The organism is Caballeronia eucalypticola (assembly GCF_047608185.1).
GTDB lineage: Bacteria > Pseudomonadota > Gammaproteobacteria > Burkholderiales > Burkholderiaceae > Caballeronia.
This window is the reverse complement of the sequence record NZ_JBLKRU010000036.1, coordinates 1-12,636: the sequence shown is the minus strand read 5'-3', so window position 1 is coordinate 12,636 and position 12,636 is coordinate 1. Positions and strand designations below refer to the sequence as shown.

10 protein-coding genes are annotated in these 12,636 nt (G+C 60.0%); 8 read left to right on the top strand and 2 right to left on the bottom strand.

Annotation, left to right across the window (positions count from 1 at the left end; all coding sequences use genetic code 11):
* The first annotated feature begins 123 nt into the window (after positions 1-123).
* The 4 genes from ACMX25_RS30125 to ACMX25_RS30110 all read left to right on the top strand — a co-directional run bounded on the left by ACMX25_RS30125 (position 124) and on the right by ACMX25_RS30110 (position 5,950).
* On the top strand, positions 124-384 hold the full coding sequence (locus ACMX25_RS30125; protein WP_299718264.1) for a hypothetical protein: 261 nt from the start codon (positions 124-126) through the stop codon (positions 382-384).
* A gap of 363 nt (positions 385-747) precedes the next feature.
* A complete protein-coding gene (locus ACMX25_RS30120) occupies positions 748-1,305 on the top strand; it encodes a DUF2760 domain-containing protein (RefSeq protein WP_414953573.1) in 558 nt (185 codons plus the stop codon).
* Positions 1,306-1,310: 5 nt separating this feature from the next.
* Positions 1,311-3,158, top strand: a complete 1,848-nt coding sequence (locus tag ACMX25_RS30115) for an Hsp70 family protein (protein WP_414953626.1) — start codon at positions 1,311-1,313, stop codon at positions 3,156-3,158.
* A gap of 5 nt (positions 3,159-3,163) precedes the next feature.
* On the top strand, positions 3,164-5,950 hold the full coding sequence (locus ACMX25_RS30110) for an Hsp70 family protein (RefSeq protein ID WP_414953572.1): 2,787 nt from the start codon (positions 3,164-3,166) through the stop codon (positions 5,948-5,950).
* An 87-nt stretch (positions 5,951-6,037) separates the two neighbouring features.
* Here ACMX25_RS30110 and ACMX25_RS30105 read toward each other — a convergent pair whose 3' ends face one another.
* On the bottom strand, positions 6,038-6,751 hold the full coding sequence (locus ACMX25_RS30105; protein WP_414953571.1) for a UPF0149 family protein: 714 nt from the start codon (positions 6,749-6,751) through the stop codon (positions 6,038-6,040).
* A gap of 419 nt (positions 6,752-7,170) precedes the next feature.
* On the opposite strand from ACMX25_RS30105, the gene ACMX25_RS30100 reads away from it, so the two are divergent.
* Positions 7,171-8,274 carry a porin gene (locus tag ACMX25_RS30100; protein WP_414953570.1) on the top strand — a complete coding sequence of 368 codons (1,104 nt, stop codon included), beginning with the start codon at positions 7,171-7,173 and terminating at the stop codon, positions 8,272-8,274.
* A gap of 75 nt (positions 8,275-8,349) precedes the next feature.
* Here ACMX25_RS30100 and ACMX25_RS30095 read toward each other — a convergent pair whose 3' ends face one another.
* A complete protein-coding gene (locus tag ACMX25_RS30095; protein ID WP_414953569.1) occupies positions 8,350-9,300 on the bottom strand; it encodes a LysR family transcriptional regulator in 951 nt (316 codons plus the stop codon).
* A 301-nt stretch (positions 9,301-9,601) separates the two neighbouring features.
* Here ACMX25_RS30095 and ACMX25_RS30090 point away from each other — a divergent pair, with 301 nt between their 5' ends.
* The 3 genes from ACMX25_RS30090 to ACMX25_RS30080 form a co-directional block, all read left to right on the top strand.
* Positions 9,602-10,378 carry an ABC transporter substrate-binding protein gene (locus ACMX25_RS30090; protein WP_414953568.1) on the top strand — a complete coding sequence of 259 codons (777 nt, stop codon included), beginning with the start codon at positions 9,602-9,604 and terminating at the stop codon, positions 10,376-10,378.
* A 41-nt stretch (positions 10,379-10,419) separates the two neighbouring features.
* The gene (locus tag ACMX25_RS30085; protein ID WP_414953567.1) at positions 10,420-11,256 is read left to right on the top strand and encodes a phytanoyl-CoA dioxygenase family protein; all 837 of its coding nucleotides are present in this window, start codon (positions 10,420-10,422) and stop codon (positions 11,254-11,256) included.
* 160 nt (positions 11,257-11,416) lie between these two features.
* Positions 11,417-12,636, top strand: a 1,220-nt coding sequence (locus ACMX25_RS30080) for an IS256 family transposase (RefSeq protein ID WP_414953566.1), incomplete at its 3' end; no start/stop codon positions are given.

The window sequence follows — 12,636 nt, the reverse complement described above, 5'->3', positions numbered from 1 at the left end:
GGCAAAAAACGTAAATACTTTAACGAACGCGAACTAAGGCGACCTGGCAAAAAGCCTGGCAAAGTAAGGGCGTTTTGCCCCGATGCCGGGAGGTCATCAGGGTTTACAGTTAAACTATTTGCCATGAACGAGTGCCGTTACTGCAGAAAAATGCGTGACGAATGGGATTGCCACGGGCAGGAGTGCCGCACGGCCATCGCCCGGGCCCTGCGAAGGCAGCGCCTTGGCCTGCCGATGGTGCCGAATCTCATCCGCAACGAAATCCCCGCTGGTGCGACTACGGGAGAGGTCATTACCGTCCTGTGGCGCCAGCGTGTGCGTGCTCGCCGTGCGAATGAAGAGCGGCGGAATCGTAAGGCAGCAGACGATTTCGACAGCGACTAGGCTTGAAACCGCACGCTAGCGGGCAATTCGCCTCCAGGGCCGTCAGTAGCCGCCCAAGCAGACTTTCAAACGCGACCGGAACGACCGTCCCACACGAGCTTTTGCCGGCCATGAGGGCGGCATGACTGCGCTTTCAGGCATGCCACATGCCCTCGTTTACGCGGCAACGCAATCGCGACAATAGACTGCCGCCGTTTGCATTCTGAACGGCCCCCGGTCACATCAAGGCAAAATACGGTTTTAGCCCACAGCCGGGCCCGCGAATTTAATGCCGGCGCACGCCCTTCAAGGCTTTCAACAAGCCTTGTGCCGCGGCCGGCAGGATAGCGCGTTGTTTACGCGAGCCCACAGGAGCAATTTTGTATGACCGAATCGAACATGGGTTTTCTCAGCAGACTTTCTTTGGCCGTCGGAACGTTTTTCGCCATCCTGGGTGACGGCGAACTCGCCGTGAAGGTGCGTCGGCTGCGCGACGGGACAGTGGTGGCGCCCGTCACGGCGCCCCAACCCGTGGCAGCGGCCGCTCCCCTGATCAAGGAAGCCAGCCCGGAGTCGGCGCTTCAGCTTCTGGGACTTCTCCAGCGCGGCGCGCGCTTCGTTGACTTTGTCGAAGAGGACATTGCAGGTTATTCCGATACCGACATCGGCGCCGCCGCGAGGCTCGTGCACGACGGTTGCCGCACGACATTGCGGGAGCATTTCACGATTCGTCCGGTACGCGAAGAGGCCGAAGGCAGCCGTGTGACGCTCGCCGATGGCTTCGACGCAACGGCAATCCGCCTGACAGGGAACGTCGTCGGCAAGCCGCCATTCAGCGGCAATATCAGTCATCGCGGCTGGCGAGTGGCCGAGGTCAGGCTCCCGATGCTGACAAAGACGCATGACGCGACCGTGATCGCACAGGCCGAGGTGGAACTATGAGCGAGATGAGCGAGCCGCGTTATTCGATCGGCATCGACCTGGGCACTACGCACTGCGCCCTCTCATACGTCGATCTTTCCGCCAGCGATGGCGAGAAAACCATTCAGGGCGTGCTGCCGATCACGCAGCTCACCGCACCGGGGGCTATCGAAGCGCCAGAGTTGTTGCCGTCGTTTCTCTACCTGCCTCATCCGAGCGAATTAACGCCGGGTGACCTGGCCTTGCCGTGGACCGCCGAGCGCGACTTTGCAGTCGGCGAAATGGCGCGCAGCCGAGGCGCAGCGACGCCAATTCGTCTGGTGTCGAGCGCCAAGAGCTGGCTCTGTCATCCGGGCGTGGACCGTCGCGCGGCGATCTTGCCAATCGATGCGCCGCCAGAAGTGACGCGCGTTTCGCCACTTGAAAGCTCGGTTCGCTATCTCACGCATTTGCGCGAAGCATGGGACCACGGGCATCCCGACGCACCGTTCAGCGAGCAGGAAGTCACAGTGACCATTCCTGCTTCGTTCGATCCGGCTGCACGAGAACTGACGGCCGAGGCAGCGCAAGCGGCCGGCTACACCCGCATGACGCTGCTGGAAGAACCGCAAGCCGCGCTTTATAGCTGGATCCAGAAAAGCGCCGGCGCGTGGCGCAAGCAAGTGAAAGTCGGCGACATCATCCTGGTCGTGGACGTGGGCGGCGGCACGACCGACCTGTCGCTGATCGCGGTGATCGAACGTGAAGGCAATCTCGAGTTGCATCGCGTTGCAGTTGGCGAACACATCCTGCTGGGCGGCGACAACATGGACCTTGCATTGGCCCACGTGGTCGCGCGCAAGCTGGCTGCACAGGGAACCCAGGCTGATCCGTGGCAGTTGCGCGCGCTCACCTATGCATGCCGCGCGGCCAAGGAAACCTTGTTGACCGACCGCAGCGTGGACACCGTGCCGCTGGTCGTGCCGAGCCGTGGATCGAAACTGATTGGCGGCTCGATCCGCACCGAACTGACCCGCACCGAACTCACGCAGACGATTCTCGACGGCTTCTTTCCGCAAGTCGATGCATCGGCGCGGCCAATGAGCCGGGCGCGTGGCGGCCTGACTCAACTCGGCCTGCCGTATGCGCAAGATGCTGGCATTACGCGGCACTTGGCAGCATTCCTCGGCCGTCAAGTCGCCGCGCTCGCCGAGCTCGAAGGATTGCAGCAAAAGCCGGCCGAGAACGCGACTTTCCTGCATCCCACAGCGGTCCTGTTCAACGGCGGCGTGTTCAAGTCGATGCTGCTCGTCGAGCGCATCCTCGATGGCCTCAACGGCTGGCTCGCCGCCGAAGGCGCGGAGCCTGCGCGCCTGTTGGGCGGCGCCGATCTCGACCTCGCGGTCGCACGCGGCGCGGCGTATTACGGCTATGTGAAACGCGGCAAAGGCGTGCGCATTCGTGGCGGCACGGCGCGGGCTTACTACATTGCTATCGAGTCGGCCATGCCGGCCGTGCCCGGCATGGAGCCGCCTGTCCAGGCGTTGTGCGTCGCGCCCTTCGGGATGGAAGAGGGCACGGACGCGGCCTTGCCGGCTCAGGAATTCGGCCTCGTGGTCGGTGAACCCGTGCACTTCCGTTTCTTTGGTTCATCGGTACGCCGACAAGATCACGTGGGCACCATGCTCGACTATTGGTCACCCGACGAGTTGCAGGAGCTTGAGGAAATCCAGGCTACGCTGCCGACCGAAGGACGCACGCCCGGTGAAGTCGTGCCGGTAAAACTGCATGCGCGGATCACCGAAGCCGGCACACTGGAACTCGAAGCAGTGCCACGCGGCACGAACGAGCGCTGGAAAGTCGAATTCGATGTGCGCGGCAGCGCGAACGCCTGAGTGTGATGAAGCAATACATCGTCGGCATCGATCTCGGCACGAGCAATACGGTCGTAGCGTACGTCGAGACGGGTACTGACGAGATCAGGATCTTCGATATCGATCAGCTCGTGGGTCTTGGCGAGGTCGGCACGCGAGAGCTGTTGCCGTCCGTGCGCTATCACCCGGCGCCGGGCGAGCTGGCGGCCGGCGATCTGCAATTGCCATGGATACCTAACGATCACGAAACGCAGCCGGCCGTGATCGGTCATCTCGCACGCGCGCTGGGCGCGCAGGTGCCCGGGCGGCTTGTGACCAGCGCGAAAAGCTGGCTCTCGCATGCGTCGGTCGACCGCCTCGCCCCAATTTTGCCGTGGGGCGCGGACGATCAAGTCAGCAAAGTCTCGCCGGTCACCGCGAGCGCCAGCTATCTGGCTCACGTGCGTGCCGCGTGGAACCATCGTTTTCCGCATGCGTTGCTCGAAGATCAGGACGTGGTGCTCACCGTGCCGGCATCGTTCGATGACGGCGCGCGCGCGCTCACGCTCGAGGCCGCGCGCATCGCGAAGCTGCCCGCATTGCGCTTGCTCGAAGAGCCTCAGGCCGCCTTCTACGACTGGCTGTTCCATCATCGCGCGACACTTGCCGCCGAACTCGCCCAGACGCGCCTCGTGCTGGTCTGCGATGTGGGCGGCGGTACGACGGACCTCACACTCATCAAGGTGCATTTCGAGGACGGAGAGCCGCAACTGACCCGCATCGGCGTGGGCAATCATCTGATGCTTGGCGGCGACAACATGGACCTCGCGCTGGCGCATCTGGTCGAGACGCGTTTGGCGAAGGAGCAAACACGTCTGTCGGCGGCGAGCTTGTCACAACTGGTGGAACGGTGCCGCGCCGCGAAGGAACAACTGCTTGGCGCACAGCCGCCTGACTCGGTCGCGATCACGCTGCTGGGTGCGGGAGCCCGGCTTGTCGGCGGGGCGCGAACGACGGAATTGAGCCGGGAGGAAGTCGAACAGATCATCGTGGAGGGGTTCTTTCCGAATGGCGGTGTTGACGAATTGCCTCGCCGATCACGGGCCGCGCTCGTCGAATTTGGTTTGCCCTACGCGGCCGATGCGGCAATCACGCGGCACATCGCAGCGTTTTTGCAGAGCCTCAATGCGCAGTCGCGTGAGGCGTTGGGGGTATCGCATGAGGTACAGACATCGATGCCGGATACCTTGCTGCTCAACGGCGGCGTGTTCCGGGCGAACGCGCTTTCCAGTCGTCTGGCGAATGCGCTCGGTACGTGGCGGCAGCAGCCTTTGCATGTGCTGCAAAACGACCATCCCGACGTGGCTGTTGCACGTGGTGCAGTCGCTTACGGACTAGCCCGCGCGGGACACGCGCCGCGCATTGGCGGCGGCTCGCCACGCAGCTACTTCCTCGTGCTTGAGGAGGACGCGCAAGACAGCGCGCAAGACAACGCTCGGTCATCGCGGGGCGTTTGCCTGTTGCCACGTGGCACCGAAGAAGGTCTCGAGGTCCATCTCGAGGATCGCGTGTTTGCGCTGCGACTCGGACATCCGGTGCGTTTCCACCTGGTATCCACCGTCGCCGATACAGCCTGGAGACCAGGCGAGCTTGTCGACCTCACAACGGGCGACTTCGTCCGCTTGCCGCCGGTCGCAACGGTGGTGCAGCAACAGGGTGCAAGCGGGCTTCGCGAGCGGCCGGTCAGACTCACGACATCGCTGACGGAACTTGGCAGGCTGGAGATGCACTGCATCGCAACCGGCGATGCATCGCAACGATGGCTACTCGAATTCCAGCTGCGACGCGACAATGCAGAACACGACGTCTCCGCGGCCATAAGAAATCCATCGCTCGACAAGGCCATTGAACTGATCGACCGCACGTTCGGCGCGCGCTCGGCGAATGTCGATCCCAAGGAAGTAAAGCGCTTGCGTGCGGGACTTGAGCAGTTGCTAGGGCCGCGTCAAAGTTGGGATAGTGCGCTGCTGCGCGAACTATTTGGAGCGCTGTGGGAGCGCGCTGGCCGTCGGCGTCGCTCTGCGGATCACGAACGCCTATGGCTGAATCTGACGGGCTATTGTCTGCGGCCTGGGTTCGGTTATCCGCTTGACGAATGGCGCATTGAACAGCTTTGGTCGCTCTTCGATGACGGCATCCAGTATGTCAACGAGGGCCAGGTGTGGTCGGAATGGTGGACGTTATGGCGCCGCGCGGCGGGCGGCTTGCACGAGGACGCACAGCTTCAGGTGCTCGATGCAATGGCCTGGCTTCAGGCGGCTGCCGGCATGAAGCGGCACAAACTGCCCTTCGATCCCACGAAGGTGGGCAACGCGGACATGCTGCGCCTTTCGGCATCGCTTGAACGCATCACGGTTGATCGTAAAGTTGAAATCGCGGAACAGCTTCTGGTCCGGCTTCAGCGGCCATCGGAAAATCATCAAGGTTGGTGGGCGGTTGGTCGCATTGGCGCACGCCGGCCGTTTTATGGCAGCGCGCATGGTGTCGTGCCGCCGGACGTAGCCACGCGATGGCTGGACGTCATCCTCGCGCTGGACTGGAAAAAGGTTGAGCCTGCCGCGTTCGCCGCCGCGCAAATCGCTCGCATGACGGGCGATCGTTCGAGGGATCTCGCAGAGCCGGTCCGTGAAACCGTCGTGCGGCGGCTTGAGGCTGCCAATGCACCGCCAGCGTGGGTTGATATGGTTCGTGAAGTCGTGACACTCGATAACGCGGACACGGGGCGCGTATTCGGAGAATCGTTGCCTGCCGGATTAAAACTGATTGCCGGATAATTCGTCTTTCGAGTGACTGTTGATCGACTCGAAATGCAGGTACACGGTCATCTGAATGATTGTCACGTTAGCGACCATCAGCGAAGATCAGTGAAGATCGCTTCCCGTCCCACAGCACTTCTTGAACTTCTTGCCGGAACCGCATGGGCACGGATCGTTGCGGCCAACCTTCGGGCCCGTGCGCCGGATCGTCGACGCGAGCTCGCGTGCAAACATTGCTTCTCGGAACGGGAACCAGAAATCGTAGATCGAGGCGACGTAGACGGGAATCAGTTCCGAAAGTTTTTTACGTTGATCGGGACGAACGATGAGTGACATCTCTTCTTCAGTCAGGCCTGACGAGCCTAGCAAGTGGAACGGTCTTAGCCACGCCTGCCCATCGGGGTGATCGAGTAGCGATTGCCACGCTGACCGGCACAAATTGAGACCTCGCATGAAACCATGCGCCCAAATTTCAGCGTCGAGATAGGGGCCGGAACCGTCCGGTGCCGCTCTTTCGTGAAAGATCAGTTCGAGCGAGTATGGATCACTCTCCAAGGTCTCGATAATGCTGTTGAAGTGCCGGATGATAAGACCCATGACGCGTTCGGCCTGTTTCTTCGATTCGAATTCAGGCGCGTCCTCCGGGTCCGGTCCCCAGATACCCGGTAGCCATTGACTCGGCATCAGCGTGATCGGACCGATCGCTATCGCGGTCAGATAACCGTCGAGACTTTCGGCCGTCAATGTTTCATCCGACATTGAATCGGATATAAGGATCCCGCTGAGTTCGTTCCATTCGTCGTCCGAGAGCAGAGGCATTTTGGAGATCGGTCCTCAAGTTTGATTGCATCACCGCGGCGCAGACAATCTGCAGAGCTGTTGGCGGCGACGCAGGGTTGTGCGCCAACCCCGATTTTAACTGCGACTGCCAAGGCCGATTCGAATTCCAGCTCGGCAGGTGCTGCACCGCGTCAGATGCTCACTAGCCGCCTCAAGCCTGACAATTGAAATGCTGTTTAAGCGCAGTTCAATAAACATCCAATTAATCTGGATTTTATGGACTATCCCGCGACACGAAAGTCAATCCGATGTTGCGAACGGGAGACACGGCGATAGAAAACCAATCCCGAATTAATTTGAAGGAAATATTATCCCGCTTGCGATCAAAAATCGCACATGAACTACCAGCGTCACATACGCCAGTAGTTGCCCAACAAATCAATAGGGGGAGACACTCTGTGAAGAAAACTACCAGCGCAATTGGTGCAATCGGCGGCGCACTGATCGCTATTGCTGCGCAATCCGCTTGCGCGCAAAGCTCGGTCACCCTGTACGGCATCGTCGACACAAGCATCCGTTATCTCACCAACGCCAATGCGACCAATGACAGCCAGGTATCGATGGGCGTCGGCCCGATCACCGGCAGCCGGTGGGGCTTGAAGGGATCCGAGGATCTGGGCGGTGGTTTGTCTGCGGTATTCCGGCTTGAAGACGGTTTCAACCTCTGGAACGGCCAGCTTGCCAGCGCGAATACGCTGTTCAATCGGATGGCTTACGTTGGGCTGTCAAGCAACCAGTACGGCACCGTGACCTTGGGCCGCCAGAACACGCCGCTGTTCGATCAGTTAGGGAATGTCTACGACCCGTTGACCGTGGGTAACTACGATCAGGACGGCTGGCTGCCCGGCGCACTCGGCTACGGCCTGCGCCAGAATAACTCCGTGAAGTACAACGGCCAGTTCGGCGGCCTGAATGTGGAAGCCATGTACGGCTTCGGCAACGTCGCCGGCAGCACTGGCGCGAGCAACATGTACGGCGTGACTGCTTCGTACACCTTCGCCGGCTTGGCTCTCGATGCGGGCTTCCAGCAGAACAGCGACCTGCACAACAACAAGTTCAATGTCGTCAACGTGAGCGGGGTTTATTCGTTCAACACGGTCAAGGCCTTCGCTGGCTGGCTGCATTCGCAAGACAATACCGGCATGGTCGACATCTTCATGTCGGCGGCAAACTCACCGGCTTCCAATTTCACGCCTGTGACGAATACCAACCGCATCGACGATGGCTTCTACACGGGTGCTACGTGGCAGGTCACGCCGCCGTTGCTGCTGACCGCGGCGGCTTACTACGATCACTCACGCAACGCACTGAACGCGGACGGAACTACGCTTAGCCGCGGCGTTCGTTACTCAGGCGTGCTGCTTGCCGAATACTCGCTGTCCAAGCGGACGGAAGTGTATGGCACGGTCGACTTCATCCGTGGCACGGGCGCGGCGCAAGCTGACTTTCCGGGTCGCAACAACCAGACCGGCGTTGCAATCGGTCTTCGCAACATCTTCTGATGCGGGCATGACGTTTCGGAACGAGCGGCGCGCACTTAACGATGCGCGCCGTTTTTTTATGGTGGCGGCATGCTCTTAAATCAACAGTTCGACTGACTGCAACACGTGGCGTGTTTCCGGCAGACTCGATTCGCATCCCTCGCGGATTGTTTCGATCATGCATTCAATAAAACATTCAGCCGCGGCACTCGTGGGATGACCCGTGCGCGAGATGACGCTGACCATTGCGTCGTCGAGTTGCTCGCGCAACGGAATGGCACACAGCCCTTCCTTGGCTGCACTGACCTCGACCAGCGGCCACGGAAATACGCTGACCATGTCGGTCTTCTTGAGCAATGCGATGGCTATCGAAAGGGAATGCGTCAGATGAATCTTTCGCGGAACGGGCACGTTGTATCGAGTGAAGACGTTGTCGACAAGGGCGTTTTCGTTCAACGGGTCCCACGTGAGGATCCAGTCCAGATCGCTCATATCCGCGAGCGAGTGGCAGTTCGCTCGCGGATGTCCTTCACGGGCGACGAGCGCGCAAGTCGATGAAAACAGCGGCCGATACTGAAACTCGACACCAAATGCCCCAGGCTCCGGCCGGCCGATAAAGAAGTCGAGGCTGCCGTCGCGCAGACGCGGATTAGCGACTGACAACAATCCTTCGAAGAATTCCAGGCGGATTTCGGGCATGCGCTCGCAAAAACGCGTGACCGTGTCCGCCAGGAACGTCATGGCGATCCATGGGGTGACAGCAACCGTGAGCTTGCCCTGCGCGGCGCCCCGCAGCGCGCTCATGGCGTCTTGAGCGCGTGTCATCTGCCCGTAGATTGATCGGGCGTGAACCAGGAGCGCCTGGCCGCTCTCCGTGAGCGTGACGCCTGACGATGTGCGCACCACGAGCGACATCTGCACGCTTTCTTCAAGCTGGCGAAGGCTCTTGGTAATAGCCGCCGGAGAAGCCTTCAAGACGCGCGCAGCGCCGCGCACGCCGCCGGCTTCGGCAATGGCGATGAGCGTGCGGAGTTGGTGAAGTTTCATAAGCTCTCAATGAAAAGACGCGTTCGCGCCGGGCGTTCACCTTTGGTTGCCACGTTCACGATTCTAGCTCTCCCGCCCCGTTTTCTGTCGCGCTACGGTAGCGTCACCCGATCAAGTTCCAACGCGATGCACGGAGCCACGCGAATGACTGCTTCCATCGACATGCTCGCCAGCCGCGACGAAACGATTCGGTTGCGACATCGCATTCGTGTGCGCTCCGGACGATCGCAGCGCTAAAAATGGCATGACGCAAGCTGGCTCACCATCCGCTCAAACCGATTCAATACCGACGGGGAACTCCATGAAACACGTAATGCTTTCAGCCCTTTGCGCACTGGCGATGTTGCCCCTTGCTGTTCTCGCACAGGATAAAGGAGCCATTCGCTTTGGCGTTGATCCCAGCTATCCGCCGTTCGAGTCGAAGGCGCCGGATGGGTCGTTCACGGGTTTCGATATCGACCTGGGCAACGCGATCTGCGCGCAGCTCCACCAGAAGTGCGTATGGGTCGAGCAGAACTTCGACGGCATGATCCCGGCGCTCAAGGCACGCAAGTTCGACGCCATACTTTCAGCGATGTCTGCTACACCGGCACGGCGTGAGCAGATCGATTTCAGTCACCGTCTTTACAACAGCAGCTCGGCATTGATAGCGCGCACGGGCTCGAACCTTCAGCCGACCGCGCAGGCTTTGCAGGGTAAACGCGTGGGCGTTGTGCAGGGCTCGACGCAAGAGAGCTATGCGAAAGCGGAGTGGGCGCCGAAGAACGTGACGGTGGAGTCGTATCAGACGCAGGACCAGATTTATCAGGACTTGGTGACGAACCGTCTCGATGCTGCATTCCAGGCCGCCGTACAAGCAGATTTCGGTTTTCTGAAGACGCCGCAAGGTAAAGGTTTTGCGCTGGTGGGCAAGCCGGTGGGAGATAGTCGCGTGGCGGGCGATGTTGCCATTGGCATACGAAAGGGCGACACGCCAACAGAGACTGAGATCAACCAGGCCATTGCCGCGATACGTCAGAATGGCGTGTATCAACAGGTCGCCGCGAAGTACTTTAATTTCGATATTTACGGCGACTGAGCGTCAGGACTTGGCTCATTCTTTCTCGTAGGGAGACAGGTATGTTGGAGACCGTCACCGCCCGTCTTGAACGGGCCGTCACGCCGCAATTGATGGAAGACTTTCATCGCGATGGCGCGGTTTGTATTCGCCAGATATTCACGCAGGAAGAGGTCGCTTTGCTGCGTGAGGGTATCGATAGCAACCTGCAAGCGCCCAGTCCGCGCGCAAAAGTTGCGAGCCGTCCCGACGATCCGGGCTGGTTCTTCGAAGACTTCTGCAATTGGCAGGATAACGAATCATATCGCCAGTTTATTTTTCATTCGGCCGCACCCGCGGTTGCCGCAGCGTTGCTGGGGAGCGAGACCATACGGCTTTACCACGATCACCTGCTGGTGAAAGAGCCGGGTACCCGGCAGCGTACGCCGTGGCATCAGGACCAGCCTTACTACAACATCACCGGCCACGATAACGTCAGCATGTGGATTCCCGTTGATCCCGTTTCGCAGGAGTCGAGGCTGGAGTTTGTTGCGGGCTCGCACCTTGGGCCGTGGTTGATGCCGCGTACGTTCATGGACAATCAGGCGAAGTGGTTTCCCGAAGGCAGCCTCACGGATCTGCCGGATATTGAGGCCGACAGGGGTGCGTATCCGATCATCGGGTGGGCGCTTGAGCCGGGCGATATGGTCTGCTTCAACATGCTGACGCTGCATGCGTCAGGTGGTGTGAGCGGACAGACACGGCGGCGTGCGTTCTCGGTTCGGTTTATTGGCGACGATGTCCGGCATGCGCCGCGCCGTTGGCATACCTCACCAGAGTTTCCAGGGCTTGCGGAGACGCTGCCTGAGGGCGCTCCGATGGAGCATCCACTTTTTCCTGTTGTCTGGAATGGGGCTTAGCGGGATCGCGATAGGCGCGGGGAATGGCAATGAACATTCGTCGAAGTTTTCCCCGACGCTGAAATGAAGAAATGCGTCGATTTTCGAACGCGTTTTTGGCGCTAGTCGAGCCTGTCCAAAATTTTGTGTGTAAGGCATAACATGTCGCAAAGGAGCATGTATGCCACGCAAACCGAAGGCGGCCGCTACGGCCGCGAGAGAATTGCCATCAATTCCTAAAGAACTGATCGATGAGTTCGTCAAGGGTCCAATGAGTGCCGAGGCGATCCAGTCGGCGTCGATGGCCTTCAAGAAGGCGTTAATCGAACGGGCGCTGGGCGCTGAACTGGGCCATCACCTTGGATATCCGGTGGGCGCTGAACGGCCTGAGGAGCTCACCAATCACCGTAACGGCAAGAGCGCCAAGACGGTACTGACCGACGACGGTCCGCTGCGTCTAGAGATCCCGCGGGATCGCGACGGCAGCTTTGCACCCATCCTCATTCCCAAGCACGAGCGCCGCTTTACCGGCTTTGACGACAAGATCATCGCCATGTACGCCCGAGGCATGACGGTGCGCGAAATCCAGGGCTTTCTGATTGACCAGTACGGCACCGACGTATCGCCGGAGTTCATCAGCTCGGTCACCGATGCCGTCATGGACGAGATCGCCGTCTGGCAGTCCCGACCGCTCGAGCCGATGTATCCCGTCGTGTTCTTCGATGCCCTGCGCGTAAAAATCCGAGACGAAGGCGTGGTGCGCAACAAGGCCATCTACCTGGCTTTGGGCATGCTGCCGGATGGCACACGCGACATACTGGGGCTGTGGATCGAGAACACGGAAGGTGCCAAGTTCTGGATGAAGGTGTTTGCCGACCTGCAGACGCGAGGCGTACAGGACATCCTGATCGCAGTCACCGATGGCTTGAAAGGCATGCCCGAGGCACTCGCCGCAGTGTTTCCGGCCACTACGCTGCAGACGTGCATCGTGCATTTAATTCGCAACAGTCTGGACTTTGCGAGCTGGAAGGACCGGCGAGAGCTAGCATCAGCGCTCAAGCCAATTTATTCGGCGGCAAGCGCCGACGCGGCACAGGCTGAACTTAATGCGTTCGAACAAGGCGCCTGGGGTCAGAAATTTCCAACCGTCGTGGCGGCATGGCGACGCGCCTGGGACCGGGTGATTCCGTTCTTCGCGTTTCCGCCAGCAGTGCGCAAGGTGATTTACACGACTAACGCCATTGAGAGTATTAACGCGCGGTTACGCAAGATTGTGAAGACTCGCGGTCACTTCCCCAGCGACGAAGCCGCGACCAAGCTGATCTGGCTGGCTCTGCAAAACATCACCGCAAACTGGGGCCACGCGGCTCATGACTGGAAAGCGGCGATGAATCAATTTGC

Excerpts from the sequence above, each read along its gene's own strand:
- ACMX25_RS30115 (WP_414953626.1), top strand. The coding sequence starts at position 1,311 with ATGAGCGAGCCGCGTTATTCGATCGGCATCGACCTGGGCACTACGCAC.
- ACMX25_RS30110 (WP_414953572.1), top strand. The coding sequence starts at position 3,164 with ATGAAGCAATACATCGTCGGCATCGATCTCGGCACGAGCAATACGGTC.
- ACMX25_RS30120 (WP_414953573.1), top strand. The coding sequence starts at position 748 with ATGACCGAATCGAACATGGGTTTTCTCAGCAGACTTTCTTTGGCCGTC.
- ACMX25_RS30125 (WP_299718264.1), top strand. The coding sequence starts at position 124 with ATGAACGAGTGCCGTTACTGCAGAAAAATGCGTGACGAATGGGATTGC.
- ACMX25_RS30105 (WP_414953571.1), bottom strand. The coding sequence starts at position 6,751 with ATGCCTCTGCTCTCGGACGACGAATGGAACGAACTCAGCGGGATCCTT.
- ACMX25_RS30085 (WP_414953567.1), top strand. The coding sequence starts at position 10,420 with ATGTTGGAGACCGTCACCGCCCGTCTTGAACGGGCCGTCACGCCGCAA.
- ACMX25_RS30095 (WP_414953569.1), bottom strand. The coding sequence starts at position 9,300 with ATGAAACTTCACCAACTCCGCACGCTCATCGCCATTGCCGAAGCCGGC.
- ACMX25_RS30090 (WP_414953568.1), top strand. The coding sequence starts at position 9,602 with ATGAAACACGTAATGCTTTCAGCCCTTTGCGCACTGGCGATGTTGCCC.